Annotated in this window: 19 protein-coding genes and 1 pseudogene; 9 read left to right on the plus strand and 11 right to left on the minus strand. The window is 39.5% G+C overall.

All coding sequences use genetic code 11. The annotated features are described in order from the left end of the window. Positions 1–17: 17 nt before the first annotated feature. Positions 18–2,204 carry an MMPL family transporter gene (locus HPC67_RS02300; protein ID WP_217585814.1) on the minus strand — a complete coding sequence of 729 codons (2,187 nt, stop codon included), beginning with the start codon at positions 2,202–2,204 and terminating at the stop codon, positions 18–20. Positions 2,205–2,424: 220 nt separating this feature from the next. Between HPC67_RS02300 and HPC67_RS02305 the strand changes: the two genes are divergently transcribed. Beyond that, positions 2,425–2,847 (plus strand): S1 domain-containing RNA-binding protein, encoded by a 423-nt coding sequence (locus HPC67_RS02305; protein ID WP_217585815.1) that lies wholly within the window; start codon positions 2,425–2,427, stop codon positions 2,845–2,847. A 385-nt stretch (positions 2,848–3,232) separates the two neighbouring features. Here HPC67_RS02305 and HPC67_RS02310 read toward each other — a convergent pair whose 3' ends face one another. Continuing rightward, a complete protein-coding gene (locus HPC67_RS02310) occupies positions 3,233–4,063 on the minus strand; it encodes a metallophosphoesterase (protein WP_217585816.1) in 831 nt (276 codons plus the stop codon). A gap of 299 nt (positions 4,064–4,362) precedes the next feature. Between HPC67_RS02310 and HPC67_RS02315 the strand changes: the two genes are divergently transcribed. The 3 genes from HPC67_RS02315 (at position 4,363) to nagE (ending at position 7,263) form a co-directional block, all read left to right on the plus strand. Next, on the plus strand, positions 4,363–4,863 hold the full coding sequence (locus HPC67_RS02315) for a PTS sugar transporter subunit IIA (RefSeq protein ID WP_217585817.1): 501 nt from the start codon (positions 4,363–4,365) through the stop codon (positions 4,861–4,863). Between the two features lie 28 nt (positions 4,864–4,891). After that, positions 4,892–5,713: a PRD domain-containing protein gene (locus HPC67_RS02320; RefSeq protein WP_217585818.1), complete on the plus strand. Its 822-nt coding sequence runs from the start codon at positions 4,892–4,894 to the stop codon at positions 5,711–5,713. A 92-nt stretch (positions 5,714–5,805) separates the two neighbouring features. Continuing rightward, positions 5,806–7,263 (plus strand): N-acetylglucosamine-specific PTS transporter subunit IIBC, encoded by a 1,458-nt coding sequence (gene nagE, locus HPC67_RS02325; protein ID WP_217585819.1) that lies wholly within the window; start codon positions 5,806–5,808, stop codon positions 7,261–7,263. Positions 7,264–7,358: 95 nt separating this feature from the next. On the opposite strand, the gene HPC67_RS02330 is transcribed toward nagE, so the two are convergent. Next, complete coding sequence (locus tag HPC67_RS02330) at positions 7,359–8,558, minus strand: DUF4317 domain-containing protein (RefSeq protein WP_217585820.1); 1,200 nt, start codon at positions 8,556–8,558, stop codon at positions 7,359–7,361. Positions 8,559–8,737: 179 nt separating this feature from the next. Further along, positions 8,738–9,142, minus strand: a complete 405-nt coding sequence (locus HPC67_RS02335; protein WP_217585821.1) for a VOC family protein — start codon at positions 9,140–9,142, stop codon at positions 8,738–8,740. A gap of 192 nt (positions 9,143–9,334) precedes the next feature. On the opposite strand from HPC67_RS02335, the pseudogene HPC67_RS15710 reads away from it, so the two are divergent. After that, positions 9,335–9,538, plus strand: a pseudogene (locus HPC67_RS15710) (IS1595 family transposase); the annotation flags it as partial. Between the two features lie 48 nt (positions 9,539–9,586). After that, a complete protein-coding gene (locus tag HPC67_RS02340; RefSeq protein ID WP_217585822.1) occupies positions 9,587–10,159 on the plus strand; it encodes a hypothetical protein in 573 nt (190 codons plus the stop codon). Between the two features lie 149 nt (positions 10,160–10,308). On the opposite strand, the gene HPC67_RS02345 is transcribed toward HPC67_RS02340, so the two are convergent. Together HPC67_RS02345 and HPC67_RS02350 are read right to left on the minus strand one after the other, a co-directional pair. Continuing rightward, positions 10,309–10,491 (minus strand): hypothetical protein, encoded by a 183-nt coding sequence (locus HPC67_RS02345; RefSeq protein WP_217585823.1) that lies wholly within the window; start codon positions 10,489–10,491, stop codon positions 10,309–10,311. A gap of 79 nt (positions 10,492–10,570) precedes the next feature. Continuing rightward, positions 10,571–11,260 carry an NAD(P)H-dependent oxidoreductase gene (locus HPC67_RS02350; RefSeq protein ID WP_217585824.1) on the minus strand — a complete coding sequence of 230 codons (690 nt, stop codon included), beginning with the start codon at positions 11,258–11,260 and terminating at the stop codon, positions 10,571–10,573. Between the two features lie 197 nt (positions 11,261–11,457). On the opposite strand from HPC67_RS02350, the gene HPC67_RS02355 reads away from it, so the two are divergent. Beyond that, positions 11,458–12,807: an MATE family efflux transporter gene (locus HPC67_RS02355; protein WP_217585825.1), complete on the plus strand. Its 1,350-nt coding sequence runs from the start codon at positions 11,458–11,460 to the stop codon at positions 12,805–12,807. 78 nt (positions 12,808–12,885) lie between these two features. After that, positions 12,886–13,506: a DUF3298 and DUF4163 domain-containing protein gene (locus HPC67_RS02360; RefSeq protein WP_217585826.1), complete on the plus strand. Its 621-nt coding sequence runs from the start codon at positions 12,886–12,888 to the stop codon at positions 13,504–13,506. Between the two features lie 61 nt (positions 13,507–13,567). On the opposite strand, the gene HPC67_RS02365 is transcribed toward HPC67_RS02360, so the two are convergent. The 3 genes from HPC67_RS02365 to HPC67_RS02375 form a co-directional block, all read right to left on the minus strand. Beyond that, entirely contained in the window at positions 13,568–13,984 is a 417-nt protein-coding gene (locus tag HPC67_RS02365; RefSeq protein ID WP_217585827.1) for a YuzC family spore coat inner layer protein, read from the minus strand. 89 nt (positions 13,985–14,073) lie between these two features. Further along, on the minus strand, positions 14,074–15,039 hold the full coding sequence (locus HPC67_RS02370) for a ring-cleaving dioxygenase (protein WP_217586237.1): 966 nt from the start codon (positions 15,037–15,039) through the stop codon (positions 14,074–14,076). Between the two features lie 5 nt (positions 15,040–15,044). Beyond that, the gene (locus HPC67_RS02375) at positions 15,045–15,503 is read right to left on the minus strand and encodes a MarR family winged helix-turn-helix transcriptional regulator (protein WP_217585828.1); all 459 of its coding nucleotides are present in this window, start codon (positions 15,501–15,503) and stop codon (positions 15,045–15,047) included. A gap of 112 nt (positions 15,504–15,615) precedes the next feature. Between HPC67_RS02375 and HPC67_RS02380 the strand changes: the two genes are divergently transcribed. After that, a complete protein-coding gene (locus HPC67_RS02380; RefSeq protein ID WP_217585829.1) occupies positions 15,616–16,224 on the plus strand; it encodes an alpha/beta hydrolase in 609 nt (202 codons plus the stop codon). A 132-nt stretch (positions 16,225–16,356) separates the two neighbouring features. Here the strand turns inward: HPC67_RS02380 and HPC67_RS02385 are convergent, their stop codons facing one another. Further along, the gene (locus HPC67_RS02385; RefSeq protein WP_217585830.1) at positions 16,357–17,067 is read right to left on the minus strand and encodes a metallophosphoesterase family protein; all 711 of its coding nucleotides are present in this window, start codon (positions 17,065–17,067) and stop codon (positions 16,357–16,359) included. Positions 17,068–17,198: 131 nt separating this feature from the next. Then, the gene (locus HPC67_RS02390; protein WP_217585831.1) at positions 17,199–17,759 is read right to left on the minus strand and encodes a hypothetical protein; all 561 of its coding nucleotides are present in this window, start codon (positions 17,757–17,759) and stop codon (positions 17,199–17,201) included. Between the last annotated feature and the right edge of the window lie 143 nt (positions 17,760–17,902).

The following is a 17,902-nucleotide window of genomic DNA, read 5'->3' on the forward strand; positions in this document are numbered from 1 at the left end:
ACCTCGTTTGTATTCGTTTATTTACTGCTTCTATGGGTAATGAGCAGTAGTGATGGCATGAGGAAACCACGAATAATAAATGTATCAAGCAATATTCCAAATGCCATCATAAACCCGAACAAAAACAATTCCTGCAAAGGTTGTGTCATTAAAACAGCGAATGTTGCAGCTAGTATCAGACCTGCTGATGAAATGACACCGCCCGTCTTCTTGACACCTTCACTAACAGCATCTTTCCAAGACAATGTATGGGCATATTCTCTAATTCGAGAAACGAGCATGATGTTGTAATCAACGCCAAGTGCTACCATAAACACAAATGTATAAACTGGAATCCGATAGCTGATTGAATCGTAGCCCATAAAGTGTTCTATTATCCACCAACTAAAACCAAGTGTCGCCCCATATGATAGAAGAATTGTTCCTACCATTAATGTAGGGAGTAAAATAGAACGTGTCTGAAATCCGAGCACAAGTGTAATCAGAACGATAACGAGTACAAATAAGACGATCATATCTCGCTCATTCAACTCTCGTACATCAAGCTGCTGTGCCGTTTGACCACCAAAGTGAAGCTGAACATGCTCAGTCGAAAAGCCACTCGCTGTTAAAATATCCCCTTCTGTATCACGCATCTTTTTCACAAAGTCCAAAGCCTTTGCTTCATAAGGATTTGAATTCAGCGTTAATCGAAGCTTTATCACATGTCCATCATCCGACAAAAATGCCTGTGGAACATCCGTACTACCATTTATGACATCTTCAGATAACTGGGGAGAAACGGAGCTAACCGCACGACGTGCTTCTAAGTTACCAATTAAAGAAGCGACATTTTTTAAATAGGAAGGATCTTCCCTGAGATCTTCCTCAGATTGTATAAGCACATCAACAGGCGCTAACTGTCCTGCTGGATAATGCGCTTCAAGTCGTTCAAACCCTTGTCGTGATGACATCTCTTCTGGAAATGATTTTAATAGATTAAAGGAAAAATCAATCTTCGTGACATTGAACACACCAATACCCATCAATATAATTAAACCAGTCGCTATGAATACGGGGCGCTTTTTAACAATTCTACTAACTGCTCCCCAAAATGTATGACGCCCCTCTTTATCATGCTTTTCAATCTTAGGAATTGACGGCCAAAACGCTCGCCTTCCCATCAGCGCAAATACGCTTGGTATCAACGTAAGACCTGCAACCAAAATGACGATCACCGCAATGGAAAAAACAGGTGCAAACGCACGATACGGTTCAAAAACCGTCGCAAACAATGTCAGCATTGCTAGAAGAATCGTTCCACCACTAAAATAAATCGGTTCAGATACGTGATAAATCGCCTCTGACATCGCTGTATATTTCGACTCATTTTTTTGAAGTGCTTCTCGATACCTTGAAAATATAAACAAGCTGTAATCAGTCACAACCGCAAATAATAATACAAGCATAATTGAAACCGCTGCACCGTCAACGGCAAACCATCCATATTTACCAGCAAGACCTAATAATCGATCAACAACACCATACACAAGCCCTGCAATGATCAATGGTGTGACCGCAAGTATTGGTGACCGATATATAACGATTAAGAGCACAAATATGAGCACAATCGTACCAATCATTAAAACAAAATCACCATTTTGAAATAAAGACTTCGTATCAGCCGTAATTCCTGCTGGACCTGTAATATCAAATTCAACGTTATCAATATTCAATTCGTTTACTTTATCTGAGATGTGTCCTAACGTTACGTGGACTTGTTCTGTACTAAGGTCCTGCTTTAACGTCACATTAAATAATAGTGTTGTCATGTCTTCTGAAAACATTTGATTCTGTACATGATCTGGAAATTGATGAAACATAAGGGCACTGGCTATGTGTTCTGGTCGATTATTAGAAGCTAACCATTCACTAAGTTGTTCTAGTTTCAAGCGATCCTCTGTGGACCATTCATCATCCTTATGAAATACAAGCAAAGCCGTTAAGCCATCATCACTCGGAAATTCCTGTTCTTTTAGGTGTTCAGCAATTTCTGAAGGTCTGTCAGCAGAAACACTCACTTCTTCACTATTTTGCTCATATTCTTTTGCGGAAGGGGCCAAAACACTCAAAGCGACAACAGCAAGCACCCATAAAGTGAGTGTAATTTTAACCCCTCTCCTACTGCTCGTATGTTTGACAAACTGTCGAATTAAATTAAGCATCACATTCATCACCTTTTTATATTCTGATACCCAAAGGTTAGCTGATGAATATGAACGGAAGATGAACACCTAATGTCAATTAAGTCAATGATGGATTTTAATATCATGAAGGTAGGCATATACATTTTCCCAAAAAATAATGACTCATAATGCCATTGCATTGTATTTTTCGCGTTTACTTGCTATAATAAGTCGTCAATATTTTTGAGGAGGAACTTTTTTGTCAATAGAAATCGGCAGCAAAGTACAAGGTAAAGTAACTGGGATTACAAACTTCGGCGCTTTCGTAGAATTGCCTGATGGCCAAACAGGGCTCGTGCATATTAGTGAAGTTGCGGATAGTTTTGTAAAGGATGTCAATGATCATCTCACAGTTGGAGATCAAATTGAGGTCAAGATTTTAAGTGAAAAAGAAGGTAAGATTGCGCTTTCTATAAAGAAAACGGTTGATCGTCCTGAGCGGCCGCGCCCAGAGCGCCGTAGTAAACAAGGCGGTAATTATCGACCAAAAGGACAGTTCAAGCCAAAAGAGAGCTTTGAAGATAAAATGGCTAAGTTTTTAAAATCAAGCGAAGAGAACTTGTCATCACTAAAGCGCAATACAGAAGGTAAACGTGGTGGACGAGGCGGTAGACGCGGCTAAACATGTCTTGCCATAAGCCTATTAACAAATGTCATACGCTCTCATGTTGCTTCATGGTGTTAGAGACGTGCTCTCTTATTATGATCAAAACATGAGCGTGGTGATGGTGCTGCATTAAGCGCCCATTTAGCATTTTTATATTTATTTTCTTTTAGCAGGGGCTTTATGCACATCAAAAAGAGCATCCGCCAATAAAAATTGGTTAGGATGCTCTTTTTTTTGAAATTCACGGCGGAGGACGATGTGTTCACATCACATCAAAAGCATTTGTCCCGCGTCTTATGTGAATCAGCTCATCGCCGTTTCATTATACCATTAAGGACAAATAAAAGTCACGCTAATTTTTATGAGATTGATCGTAGAAACGCATATAATGGTTTTTACATCAATCTAAACGATCGCCATGAATATCAATGACGCTGAACTGACTTTGATTCATAAAACGAATGGGCAGATGAGTTGTGCCAAGTCCACTGTCGATATACATAAAACGATCATGCTCAAGCGGAAAGACACCTTTCGCTTGTTTTGGAAACAACCCTTGACCAGGTGCTACCATTGCACCAATTAACGGAAAACGAATTTGCCCACCATGTGTATGTCCACATAACATTAAATCAGCCTTTAGACAATCTGCTATCCGAAGTCCATCTGGCATATGTGCTAATACAATCGTGTACATAGAATGCATACTAGGGGTATCAAGGTGACCAACATCATCCATGCTCTCTAGCTCATACCCCGCACCGACAACATTTATTGTGACACCATCTTTCGTCAATTGAACATACTTACCGTCAAGAACCCTTACCCCCCGCTCTTTTAGCCCGTTTAAAAACGTTTCATATGCAAAATGCTCCCATTCATGATTTCCCGTCACAAAATAAACGTGCTCATATGCGTTTGTTAACTGCCTTATCATTCGATAAATTGGATTTAATAATCGCGTTTTTCTATCGATCAAATCCCCCGTGAGGACGATAACATCTGGATGGCTTTTATGAATTGCCTCAAGCAATCGTTCATGATTATGGCCGAACATCCGGTTATGCAGATCACTGATTTGCACGATTCGTATTGAAGAAGAATATGGCATCTTATTCGTTGTGAATTTTAGATGGTTTGTTTTAAAAAAGCATGTATCATGCACAACTTTCAATAGGCTACTGGCGATAGAAAGCGCAAACAGCCTCCCATATATGGTCCCTTTTTTCATATACTCACCTCATTTGTTTCATTATACATGAATGTTCTCATATAATGTTTCTAACTAAGGAACTTGCAAACCGGACTTTCATATGGTAAATTGTGGTTAGACAATTAAATAAACGTCGTCATGTGACTGACGCGATCAGGCATGGTAAATCGAAAATTCATCTCGTATGTATTTTTGCATTTGCCATGTTTTTTTATCTTTAATAACGGTATTAATATAGGACAAAATATACCCTCTCATTAAAAACGAAATTTGGATCATAATAACACAATTATACATGTCATAAAGGAGGCACCACCATGTTTAAACATCTATTTTCCAAGCATAACAAAAAAGAGAGCACGAATATATATGCACCAATGAATGGTCAAATTGTTCCACTAGAAAAGGTCCCCGATCCAGTTTTTAGTGAAAAAATGATGGGGGACGGCATTGCGATCATCCCTTCTGATGGGCAAGTGCGAGCACCTGTTAATGGTGAGGTAATTCAAATCCCGACCACGAAACATGCCATCGGAATAAAAACTGACGACGGGATTGAAATTTTAATCCACATCGGCTTAGAAACCGTCGCATTGAATGGAGAAGGCTTTGACGTATTGGTTCATACAGGTGATCACGTTAAAACCGGCGATCTGCTTATCAACTTTGACCTAGATTATATTCAAAAGCATGCAGCCGATGTCATAACACCAATCATTATTACGAACAGCAAAGACATCAACGCTGACATTACGCATGCAGATGAATCGAATAGCCAGAATCAAGACACGATCATCATGTCTGTCAACTTCAAGTAAACTAACGTGTATCAATAAGGGTGTGCTTATGTTGAGAATTCGAAAGATCTTAAATAATAATGCTGTCATCGTTATGGACAACGATCAAGAGAAAATTGCACTCGGGCCTGGGGTTGGGTTTAATAAACAAAAACAGGATATTGTCGTCAGATCAACTGTAGAAAAGCTATTCGTTTTAAAAGAACACGAAAAGCTGCAACAGCTGTTAGAACGTATTCCTGAAAAGCATTTTATGCTTTCTGAGGATATTATCCGACATGCAGAGAAAGAATTGGGTACGAGAATCAACGAACATATTCTCATTATGCTCACTGACCACGTCTCTTTCGCCATTGAACGTTTAAAAGAAGGTATTCATGTTAAAAACAAGCTGCTTCAAGAAATTAAAATATTATACAAGCAAGAATTCGCGATTGGCCAATGGGCAATCAAGCATATCGAAGAACAAACACAGATTAAAATGCCCATTGACGAAGCTGCATTCATTGCTCTTCACATCCATATGATGAAGCTTAAAGGAGGTGATCTCCGGCAAACCGTCAGACAAACGACGATCGTTAGTGAAATGGTAGAGCGCATTGAAACGTGCTTAGGCATTTCTGTTCACGAGGATGACATTGCGTATGAGCGACTTATTATGCATCTGCATTTTGCGCTTACCCGTACAAAGCAGTTTCACAATCATGTCATGGATGAAGATATGCTACAGATGATTCAATCCAAATATCAAACATCGCATCAATGTGCGCGAACGATGGCAAATGAGATTTTCGCAGCTTACGAGATTGATTTTCCAGAAGAAGAACTTGGCTATATTACGCTTCATATCGAACGCTTGAGACAAGGTTAACCGATTCATGATAATTGCCCTTATATCACATTGAAACCGCATACACCATCGGTTATCCATTACATTTGTTCATAAAAAAGGAGGAGATCAAATTGATGAAATCGTTACAAAAGCTCGGCCGCGCCTTGATGCTACCTGTTGCTGTTCTACCTGCGGCTGCCATTCTCGCAGGACTTGGTAACTGGATACTTGGCTTTTCCGAGGGAAATGTTGTCGGCTCATTCTTATTAAATGCAGGAACATCAATACTCGGAGCGCTCGGTTTGTTATTCGCTGTCGGTGTTGCAATTGGCCTTTCTCGAGACAAGCACGGTGCGGCTGCGCTTAGTGGACTTGTCGGTTATCTCGTCGTAACGAATTTAATTTCTATCGATACAGTAGCCGCATTAAAAGGCATTGATCCTGAAAGTGTGAATGCTGCCTTTAGTAAAAGCGAAAACGTCTTTATCGGAATTATTACCGGTGTTGTTTCCGCAATGATGTACAATCGATTCAGTACAGTAAAACTCCCTGACGCACTCGCCTTCTTTAGCGGCAAACGACTCGCGCCAATTATGTCTGGAGCTGCAATGGTTGTTGGTGCAGGTGTCTTATTTTTCGTCTGGCCAATCATTTATTCTGGACTCGTTTCATTTGGTACATTCATTAGTGATTTAGGCGCAGCTGGCGCCGGTCTATACGGCTTTTTCAACAGACTATTAATTCCGACTGGCTTACACCATGCACTGAATTCCGTATTTTGGTTTGATACAATTGGAATTAATGATATTGGTAACTTCCTTGCCGGAGAAGGTACAAAAGGAATCACTGGACGCTATCAGGCTGGATTTTTCCCAATTATGATGTTCGGCTTGCCTGCCGCTGCACTCGCTATGTACCACACTGCTCAAACGAAGCGTAAGAAGCAAGCCGCATCGCTTATGTTGGCCGCTGCCTTTGCTTCATTCTTCACTGGGGTTACCGAACCACTTGAATTCTCATTTATGTTCCTTGCCCCAGCACTTTATGTTGTTCACGCACTCTTAACTGGGTTGTCAGTGTTTATCGCTGCTACATTCCAATGGACATCAGGCTTTGGCTTTAGCGCTGGCTTTGTTGACTATACACTCAGCTTTACAAATCCTATCGCAAATGCGCCATATATGCTCCTCCTACAAGGGCTCGTATTTGCCGTTATATATTATGTCCTATTCCGCTTCCTCATCGTCAAATTCAACCTAAAAACACCAGGGCGTGACGATGATATCGATGATGATGAGACACAAGATTCAAAATCTGACGCTCAGCAACAAAACGGTCAAAATAATTTCTCCACAATGGCTGCTGAAATTTATGCTGGCCTTGGTGGTGATGATAACGTCGTATCTGTTGACAACTGCGTATCACGCCTCCGTCTTGAGGTAAAGGATATGGATGCTGTCGATGAACAACGGATAAAAGCAACCGGCGTCCCAGGCGTCCATATTGTCGGTAAAACAAGTATCCAAGTTATTGTTGGCACACAAGTCCAATTCGTTGCCGATGAAATTATGAAAATCCGCAAAGAATAGGATTAACAGATGGCTTCATAAAAACAAGCAGCTTCTCCCAAATTGGGTGAGCTGCTTGTTTGTCTGTGTTCTACGATTTATGCCAGTTTTAAGCGTTATACATCATCGTTCTTCGCCTTTTCAAATAGAGCCTCTGGAATCATCTCAAACCCTTCAATGACCGTGTTTTCTTCCACTTCGATCATCAAGCATAGCTTTCCATTTAAATGAACCTGACGGACGTATCTTAAGTCTTGCGGACTCACCTTAATATCGGCTACCTTCGTCTGTATTTTAATCGACTTGGACGTATATTTCGGTACGATATTTTCTGCTTTTAACTCATAATTTTCATCATCAATCACTGTCTTAAAAGCCTTTTCAACCTTTTCTGTGTCAACATCTTCTATGCCACTATGTTTTAAGACCTGTTCGACATCCCTGTAATCGAGCTTAGATACATCATCTGTTTCATCCTCTTCATGCTCTTCTATCACTCGATGAATCTCATCGTACACGTTCGATAGTGTTGCCGTATTCATTTGATCGCCGGCAACATTCTTCACAATTTCCTCAAATACAAACTTGTCCTCTTCAGCCGTCATAATATCTGATGCATTTAAGACATCCTCTATAAAATGATAATTCAGTTCATTCGCTTTGCCTGCCGAATAAAGAACATGATTGACATCTGCTGCATGGTCCCTTATTGTCGGAAACAGAAATCCTGATATCGGTGCTTTCAAATTAATAACAGGATCAACGACAAAATTATACTTGAATTCTTTTTCAATATAGTCAAATAATAATTCTTTTTTCGGATCCTGCGTTCGATTCATACTACATAATATAAACGGATGTGAATAAACAGCATCTCGCTCGCTTTGTTCTGTTTCTTCATTGCGACGCTTCATCGGCTTCATGTACTCACCTCGGATAAAGGTCACAACAATATCCATTTCATACTGCTTTTCATGCAGCATTTTTTCAACAAGACGCAGCATATGTCCTGTCCATTCTTCTGTATCATCACTTAGGAGCCCTTGATGCAAGATTAATTGACTGCTATTTTCGACATCACGTTGAAACTTTAAATCAAATAACTTTTGATCCAACTGACCCGTCAACACTTTTTTAAAATTGCTCATAAACAGCTCTTTCTGTTCATCCTCCAGCAATTCGAAGGACGAGGTTTGCTGATGGTATATCTCACTGGATTCCTTCATGATGTATACGTTAAATATGTCATTCACTTTTAAGAGATCGTTATTCACTTTGAATTGCTTACGAATATTGGCAATATCCTTCTTGTTCAACGCTCATTCCACCTCTAATTCTTAAATAGATGCTTTTGTGCACATTCTTTTATTCTATCATAATTAGAGAGGTGAATGGTTTAGGCTTCGAAAGTTCTTTAGGCCATCACCAATAAAATAGCCCAATGCTGCTAAGCCTCCTGCTAATCAAGCACCTATCAAAAAAATCATATTCCAATCTAAATCCCCTCCGTATTCATTAATACAATTCTCCAACCATCAGGATCTTCTATTGTCTTTCCCTTTTCCTTCCAGTAACCATTTTCTGGTTCTACTTCTCCATACCCCATTCGTCTTAATCGATCCGCAATTTTGTCTACTTTATTTCCGTCTGGCATATAAAATACTAAAAGGTTGTCAGTTGTAGGCGCTGGACAAGGACTTCCTTCTATGTGTTGGGTAAATTCAAGATGGTACTGAACATCAGGTATGCCTAGAATAACACCATCATATCCATCATGTCCTGAAAATTCCGCTAACCTTTTTAATCCAAAACCTTGTTCATAAAATTTAACGACCTCATTTAATTGATCGGTTGGCCGTGCAACTCTAACTTGTACCGCTGAAAAGTCTGGAAATTTCATGAGTCCTTTACGCCCTCTCATTATTATTTTTTATCGACTTTAATGTCAGTGTGGGACTTCGTATTAGTTCATAGTTGAATATGGTACCATTATAATTTTCATAATATATGAACATATATGTTTCATCAATACTTTGCGTTTTTTCTTAAATAAAGGCTCTGTTAAAGTTAGTTGTTGATAATTTAATTTCGACATCAAAGACTTAAAGGATGGATACAACAATTTAACGGAGTTGCAACCAAATACTTAATCAATGACCTTGCTTGGTTTCAAGTATTAAAAACTATTCAACATCAAAAAAACGAAGTCACAAATGAATGAGCTGATTACAAAAGGAAATTTATACCAAATACAGCAACCTATGATACACTTAGGTTATCAAGATTCGCCACATAGAGGTGAATTTAACAAAGTAACAATTTTATGGTATAGAGGGGTGTAAACTTGTATAAAAAATGTGCTTTGGCTCTATTCATTTTCTTCTTTTTGAGTGCTTGTACATCTAATGAAACGAAATTGGATACTGAAAACTTAAAAGTGGAACAAGAAGATATAAATACAATTTATGTACAAGTAGAAAAGGAAATTGCGGAAAAAGCAATACCTTTTGAAATGGAATATCCTTCATATTTTCCATTTGATAACGAAGAAACAAAAGTGGTTATAACTGGTTGGGAAAAAAGTAAGGAAAGAATTTCAGTATCAATCAGCTATCCCTCAGTAGAGGAAGATGCTAAATGGCAAGAAGGTTCTATCACTCAGCCAGCAATTCCAAATGTGAATTATACAGTGGCAAATTTCGATAGATATTATAGCAGGTATTCTGATATGAATGATTACAAGGAAATTCAAATAACGGACGATATTTTAGGTTTAATTAAATATATCGAGGAAATGAACGGCGCAAAATTACATTGGTTCAATGAAGAAAAGGAATATAATTTAGAACTATTGTATTTTAGTGAGGATAAAGAGAAATTAAAAACAGAATTAGTTAAAATAGCTAATTCAATATAATTAACAGGCTTCCTAAAAATGGAAGCCTATTTTATAAGCAATTTACCTACATTAAACTTTAACAGTGCCAAAACAAACAAGACCACCTCATTAAATAACAGGGGGGATCTTGTTGCATTACATTCCATTTTCCCGTAAAGCCACACTTTCTACTCATCCCATCTCTTAGGGCTCCACAGTGTGCCGTCAAGCTCGCCTTCCATTTGCCAGATGCGTTTGTCTTGTTCTTTTATAATATCGCGAGCTGCCTTGATTAACGCTAGGTGACGAAAATCTTTTTGTTCGATAAACAAACGATCGAGCTCGCCAAGTATCCATTCATTCTTTTCCATTTATTAACGCCTGCCTTTTTTATAATACCTAAAACTGCTTTCTAACATCTCTTAATAAGACGGAAAGTTAAACATTCACTTACCACATCTGATCCATGACGACTTGGAGTTCATCAATCGTTGTCCGGTTAGTCGTCATTAATTCAGCCGCATGCTTTAAAATATCTGCTGCTTCTGGCTCAAGATCTTTTGTATCAAGTTTATTAATTTGCTCGACCATCCAGTCTTCTCGAGCTGCCAAGCTACTATCATTTTTATTGGTCAATTTCTGTTGATACTGTATGTACAAGTCCATCTTTTCCTCATCATTCATATAAGCGAATTGATATACGGTAAGTGGACGAAGATAGATCATCCCCGTCTTATGTGCGACAGCTTGGAAAGGACGTGTTAATTCACTGATGGTAAACAGTTCCCTTCCCCCTGCCTGATATTCACGTTCATGGACACCGAGCATAAAAATAAGCCCGAACTCTTTGCCGACGAGTCGACCGCCTGCTTTACCATGTGCAAACCCTTCAACGAGCACCTCATCCTGCCACTGCTTTAAAAATGCCGGTGACGAGTACCAATAAAAAGGAAATTGAAATATGATGCGATCATGCGTCTCTAAAAGCTGATGCTCCTTTTCCACATTAATCTTGCCGTCTGGATAAGCCGTTTCTAGATGGTGCACAGTGACGCCTTCTTTTGGAACAGCGTTCAGTAAAAACTGCTGGCTACCTGATTCAAGAATATCTGGGTGTGATATAATCACTAACGTTTTCATATATGAACACACTTTCTATACTATTTTTTAAAAATTTTAATTCCAACACCATCATAAAACATTCATATGTCCGTGAGCAAGCAAACGAATCGCCGGACGGCCATCACTGTTTAAAATTGTCTTCTACTTTACAACGTAACCCTTTCAAACCTGTTATAATTTAGAAACATACTTTTAATCTATTGGAGAGAATTAAAATGGCAAACGTCAATGAGAAGTTAGGAACACAATCAGCTGCAAAAAGCTTTTTTCAATATTTTATTCCCACGTTAATCGGCATGATGCTCATGTCAGTGAACATCGTCATTGACGGCATCTTTGTAGGTAATGGCATCGGATCAACGGCACTCGCCAGTGTTAACATTGCTGTGCCTGTTTTTTCAATCATTATTAGCATTGCTTTATTGATTGGTCTAGGCGGTGGCACGCTTTATTCTATGGCAATGGGAGAGGGAAACGAACAACGCGCCAAGCATATTTTCACATTATCGATACTACTCGTTTTCTTAATTACCATTACAACGACAGGGATATCCATTTTAAATATCGAGCGCTTAGCCTTACTCTTCGGTGCGAATGCTGAGACACTTCCATATGTACTCGATTATATGACAGTACTCCTTTTCTCCGGGCTTATATTTGCCCTTGAGGTTGTCGTTAGCATCTTCATCCGAAATGATGGCGCTCCAAAATTGGCGATGATCGGCTTAGTAGCGACAGCGGTTATTAATATTGGTCTTAATTATTGGATGATTTTCATCCTCCACCTTGAAGTGACTGGTGCGGCGTTGGCAACGACAATTGCGACAGGGATCGGTTTACTCATTTATACGATTCATTTTTTCAAAAAGGATTCTGGTTTAAAGCTGGTACGATTGACATGGGATCAGCAAAGCATGACGTCCATCCTTAAAATTGGCTTTCCAGGCTTTCTATCTGAGGCTGGTATGGGGGTTTTTGTAATGGGGTACAATGTGGCGCTTGCTTACCATGTAGGGACAAATGGACTGGCAGCCTTTTCTGTCATTAACTATTTACACGTCTTTATGTTTCTCGCATTCCTCAGCATCGGCTCAACGATTCAACCGATGATCAGCTATTATTACGGCGCAAAGGCAATAGACAAAATCAAAACGACCATCAGACTGTCTGAGGCGACAGCGTTAGCCCTCGGATTATTATTCATCGCTATCGGTTATTTAGGAGCAGATATGCTTGTAGATATATTTGGTGTCGCAAACGAAGACATCGCAAATTTAGCCACGACAGGGATCAAATTGTTTTTCGTTGGCTATCTGTTTATGGGCATTAACTTTATTTATATGACGTATTATCAGTCGATCGGCTCAACTACACCGGCGAATTGGATTACTCTCTCTCGCGGATTCCTGTTGCTGATTATTATGTTACTTGTGTTACCATTTCTATTTGGGATCAATGGTATTTGGTTATCACTTCCAGCTGCTGAAGGAATTGTAGCTATCTTATTAATCGTTTTTGCTCGAAAGAACATTATGCAAAGGAACACCTTGTCTCGTCAATTATAATACAGAGAATTAACGTCAAGGACATATTCCTCATTTTTGCATACGATAATAGGACTATCGTTTAAAGTGAGGGATCATATGACCACACCACCTCTACCGGCTGTTATCAAGACAAGAGTGTTTTCACAACAAGGCATGACGATCTACTTTCCTCAAGTGAGTGGATTGACAAATAAAATGATTGAAGACACGGTTAATCAACGCATTTATCAGGAAACGATTAACCTGATTCAAGAGCAGTATTCGAGACAAAATGTGCAAATGTTTGCTGAGATGATTGGCACGTTTGAAGTAAAAGCAAATGAACGTAATGTGCTCAGCCTCGTGCTTACGAATTATGCCATTGCACCTTATTACGCAAATGGGCTTACCATTTTAATGCCACTCACCTTTGACTTGGAAACAGGCAAACACTATGAGTTAAAAGAATTGTTTAAGCCTGGAACCGATTATATCAGCCAGCTGTCGGAGCTCGTTCAAGAACAAATTATCGAGCGCCAAATTCCAGTCATTGAACCTTTTACCGGAATTGGGCCTGATCAGGAATTTTACATCGTTGATCAAGCACTCGTGATCTTTTTTCAACCGATTACGATTTCACCACGGTATGTCGGAGCACCGACGTTTCCAATTCCAATTTATAAACTAGAATCGCTCATTCCTCCGAATGGACTGCTTGAACGTATGGCAGCAAATTAAGTCAAAAGGCAAAGGCACCCTACTTTTCATTAAGGGTGCCTGTTTCATAAGAACATTTCCATCAACGCCATCTCAACACCATATTGAGTTTACAGCAGTTGACTCCGGAAATGGTAGAGACCATTTCCATATTTATACCATCAGGATTAAAATCTACTTCCACGTCCTTTTTAACGCCTGTTGATTGAATTAATGTCTTTACAGTTTCCATATCACTTCTTTGTGCAGCATCCATTATGTTATATGCCAACGTGTCATTCGTTGCCAATGCATTCATCAGTTTAGATGCATCAGACATGAGGCCTTTAAAGGCAACAGCTGATTCATGAAACAAACTGGCATCAACCTCGGGATAGGGCGTTCGATGAAGCGGATTAGAGAAATGTGGTTGATACAATTCAGGCATTAAATACCTATGTGGCAACCAATGATGTGAGTCCTGATCCGGCATATAACCATCGTAAAATGAACCATACATCACGCTAAACCTCCATGTTGAAGCTTTTATACAATGTATGTGTAAAGATGTTCAGCGTGCTTAGTCCAACAATTATCTAGCACTTTACATTAACTGCGTTTCGTATGAAGTGGTTTTAGCTTTTGTTCAATTTGTTCACGCTTAGTTTCTAGAAAAGGCGGTAAAGCCAAACTTTCACCAAGATGTTCGATGTGCTCATCTGTCGCAAAGCCAGGACCATCCGTGGCAATTTCAAACAAAATGCCATTCGGTTCTCTAAAATAGAGTGAGCGGAAGTAGAAGCGATCGACAAAGCCAGAGTTCGGAATTCTTGCGTCCTGAAGCTTTGTAATCCATTGCTTTAACTCCAGTTCGTCTGCAGCACGAAAAGCAACATGATGGACGCCACCTTTGCCTAGACGTTCACTCGATAAATCTGTCCGTTCTTCTAAATGAACCTGCGCACCATGTCCACCTTTCCCGGTTTCATATATCGTAATCCCCTGTTTTTCAGCTTGATCATTATTCACTTTTCTAAATCCGAGAAGATTTTCTAAGATGTCGGAAGTTGGTTTACTGTTTGGTACCGTCAATTTAATTGGTCCAAGTCCGAGTATCCCTTGATTAACAGGGACGACACTCTTATCCCATGGCATCCCACCTTCTACACCTAAATTATATTCATCCGACACAAGTGAAAGTCGCTGTCCTTCTGGGTCACGGAATGCCAATGTTTTATGGCCAGCTATTTTCTTAATTCTTTCATGCTTAATCCCAAAATGATCCAAACGTTGTGTCCAATATTCTAAAACACCATCATCTGCTACGCGCAAAGCGATATTCGATATGCTGTTGTTTCCGTCATAATTAGGTGCACTCATCGGAATTTCGAAAAACGTGAGTTCAGTTCCCGGATGACCAACCTCATCGCCATAAAAGAGATGATAAACAGATATATCATCCTGATTGACCGTCTTCTTAATGAGCCGCATGCCAAGAACATTCGTATAGAAATCATAATTTTTTCGTGCATCACCTGTTAATGCTGACACGTGATGAATTCCCTTTAGTTCCATCCTCATCACCCATTCCCTTCTGGTGTTTTTTGTAATTTCTTTAATAGATTAAGAAGCTGAACCTGTTCTGCTTCTGATAGTCCAGAAAATTGTTCCGCCTGAAACATTTCTTGGCGTGGAACGACCTCATCGTAAAGTACCTTCCCCTGTTTGGTTAGTGAGACATAATTCGTACGCCACTCTTTCTTCCTTTGAATCAATCCTGCCTTCTCCATTTTGACCAATAACTGCGTAATATTACCTTTTGTCACGAATAATTTGTGTGACAATTCTTGTTGTGTGATTTCTTTATGAACACCAACCTGAGCGAGTACATCGAATTGGGCAGCACTCAGCTGAACATCCTTCAAAAAGTCGTTCGTCTGTCGGATACTGCGATTGTAAAATCGTGACAGACGAAACCATAGCATGAGGCCAAGTCGTTTTTCTCGTGTTGACAGTCTGTTAATGTGTTGATCTACCATCTTGCCACCTCTTTAAGCTTTATGTTAGTATTAGTTTATAACTAAACCGATAGAACGTCAACAATCTTGTTTTTACGTTAAGACACATTCAATTATAGGAGGTCCTAAAAACATGAAATACATTTATTACAAAGGTACTGATTCAAATAAATCAACAATGCTCCTTTTACATGGAACAGGTGGTACAGAAACAGATCTTCTTCCCATCTCCGAGAAAATCGATCCAGACGCAGCTGTACTAGGTGTGCGCGGCAATGTTCTAGAAAATGGGATGCCACGCTTTTTTAAGCGGCTGGCAGAAGGTGTATTTGATGAAGCCGACCTCAAGCAACACACAGAGGAATTGTATGATTTTATAAATCACAAAGCAAGTGAGCATCAGTTCGATCGAGAACATGTTATTGCCCTCGGTTATTCTAACGGCGCGAATATCGCCGCAAGTCTGCTCTTTTTGAAACCCAATGCTTTACATGGTGCCATCCTATTTCGTCCAATGGTACCATTAAGAGATGTTCAGCTGCCTGATTTAACGGGAATCTCTGTTTTTATTGGCGCAGGAAAGAACGACCCCCTCTGTCCGCCAGAAGAAACAGATGAACTTGCTCAACTGCTAAGACAGGCTGGTGCTCAAGTTGACATTCACTGGTCTTATCATGGACACCAACTGACTCAGGAAGACATTCAAGCGGCGACTCTATGGTACAATGGTTTAAGTAATTGAATTTGAAAGCTCTAGACTAAAAAACTGCCCCCTATTGATTAGATTGTGTCTAACAATTGGGGGCAGTTCTAACTTAAAGCCTGGGCGATTTTAGGTATAGGGATAAAAAATCTAGTATCACTCTTTCTTTCGTTATCCTACAGTAGACGTTTCATTCTGATTTGACTTTACGGAATACATCTTATTTCCTGACAGCTCGAGACAATTGAGCTGGCCACCGTAAACTGCACCACCATCAACACCGATGATATTGTTCTCACCAAAATAAACATCATATTTTTCACTGTCGTCATGTAAATTTGGCGTAGGCGTATGACCAAATACAACTGTTTTTTGACCATGATAGCCATCGTGAAATTTTGAACGAATCCAGACAAGCTCGTGGGAATCCGTCTCATCAATCGGGAGCTCTGGATCTACCCCTGCATGAACAAAAATATGACTGTCTGTTTCATAATAGTAGTCAAGCCCTTTTATGAATTCAACATGTGCTTGAAATGCGTCTGACTTAGGCAGACTTAGCTCGTCCGTCATTGTAGCGTCATAGCTTAAGAGGGTTTTTTCTGCACCGTTTCTCATCCATCTGTCCCATGCACTTGGCTCTCCATCTACAGCCGCCACAAGCATGTCATCATGATTGCCCCGTAAAACGATTGCACCCTCATCTTTTAATGACATTACTTTGTTTAATACGCCACATGAATCCGGCCCACGATCAACGTAATCGCCTAATAGAATTAACTGATCGACATTAGGGTCGTATGACACCTTGTCCAAAAGAGCATTAAGTTGCTTTAACGCACCGTGAATGTCACTCATTACAAGTATTCTCTTTTTGTCCATTGAAAAAATCCCCTTATGGTCTTGCTTGCAAAATTTAACAAGACGATATTTTTGTTGTTTTTATAATTCAAAACACATCGATTGTATTTCGTGAATGATTGTGAAGTGTTAATGATCGCCTTATTAAACGTCTAATCTTTAGACTGCTTTATTCGAATGTCGATCTCATCCTCATATTGCTTCATCAAATCATCTAATAGTTGATTGGCTTTTTCATTGAATGCGTCTGAGTTGTCCACATCTATATTTGAGATGTCGAGTTTACCTTCAATATAAGCCGTCATATATGCACTCTGCTCTGACGTTATTTCCACGTACTGCTCATAATAAGCGTCAGGGTCCATGTCCAACTTTTCCGCCTGCGCTTCAGCAAATTGACGGACGTCATTTGCCCACGGTGTCTCTACATCCCCTGGCGGTAAAAAGCCAAATTGTTCAACTCGATTCTTTGTTTGGTCAGAAATATCAAGGTCCAATCGTTTTGCTTCCTGGGTAACCAACTCCACTTTAACCGTTCCTTCAATCATTTCAAGAACTTTTTCATCAGGATACAAAAAACGTAAGTCGCCGATTGTAATCTCTTCCCCTCTTACAACAGCAGCAATGGCATCATCGTCATGCCCAATATCATTCGTACAACCAACAATCAATAAAAGGGAAATAAGACAGGCATATTTAAATAATTTTAGCATTGGAACACCCCTTTTTACAAAAATACATTAGATCATCTGTTTTAATTATGTGTATTCTTATAGGTGTCAATTGCTTTAAAATGAGCATATTTAAATATTATTCTAACACTTTATGAGTCTGATGGAAATGGCTTTACCTTTGC

This window comes from Lentibacillus saliphilus (assembly GCF_019093865.1).
GTDB lineage: Bacteria > Bacillota > Bacilli > Bacillales > Amphibacillaceae > Lentibacillus_B > Lentibacillus_B saliphilus.

Bases quoted from the DNA above. Each gene is read 5' to 3' on its own strand.
- HPC67_RS02300 (WP_217585814.1), bottom strand. From the start codon at position 2,204: ATGCTTAATTTAATTCGACAGTTTGTCAAACATACGAGCAGTAGGAGA.
- HPC67_RS02310 (WP_217585816.1), bottom strand. From the start codon at position 4,063: ATGAAAAAAGGGACCATATATGGGAGGCTGTTTGCGCTTTCTATCGCC.
- HPC67_RS02315 (WP_217585817.1), top strand. From the start codon at position 4,363: ATGTTTAAACATCTATTTTCCAAGCATAACAAAAAAGAGAGCACGAAT.
- HPC67_RS02320 (WP_217585818.1), top strand. From the start codon at position 4,892: ATGTTGAGAATTCGAAAGATCTTAAATAATAATGCTGTCATCGTTATG.
- HPC67_RS02335 (WP_217585821.1), bottom strand. From the start codon at position 9,142: ATGAAATTTCCAGACTTTTCAGCGGTACAAGTTAGAGTTGCACGGCCA.
- HPC67_RS02345 (WP_217585823.1), bottom strand. From the start codon at position 10,491: ATGGAAAAGAATGAATGGATACTTGGCGAGCTCGATCGTTTGTTTATC.
- HPC67_RS02350 (WP_217585824.1), bottom strand. From the start codon at position 11,260: ATGAAAACGTTAGTGATTATATCACACCCAGATATTCTTGAATCAGGT.
- HPC67_RS02355 (WP_217585825.1), top strand. From the start codon at position 11,458: ATGGCAAACGTCAATGAGAAGTTAGGAACACAATCAGCTGCAAAAAGC.
- HPC67_RS02360 (WP_217585826.1), top strand. From the start codon at position 12,886: ATGACCACACCACCTCTACCGGCTGTTATCAAGACAAGAGTGTTTTCA.
- HPC67_RS02365 (WP_217585827.1), bottom strand. From the start codon at position 13,984: ATGTATGGTTCATTTTACGATGGTTATATGCCGGATCAGGACTCACAT.
- HPC67_RS02370 (WP_217586237.1), bottom strand. From the start codon at position 15,039: ATGGAACTAAAGGGAATTCATCACGTGTCAGCATTAACAGGTGATGCA.
- HPC67_RS02375 (WP_217585828.1), bottom strand. From the start codon at position 15,503: ATGGTAGATCAACACATTAACAGACTGTCAACACGAGAAAAACGACTT.
- HPC67_RS02380 (WP_217585829.1), top strand. From the start codon at position 15,616: ATGAAATACATTTATTACAAAGGTACTGATTCAAATAAATCAACAATG.
- HPC67_RS02385 (WP_217585830.1), bottom strand. From the start codon at position 17,067: ATGGACAAAAAGAGAATACTTGTAATGAGTGACATTCACGGTGCGTTA.
- HPC67_RS02390 (WP_217585831.1), bottom strand. From the start codon at position 17,759: ATGCTAAAATTATTTAAATATGCCTGTCTTATTTCCCTTTTATTGATT.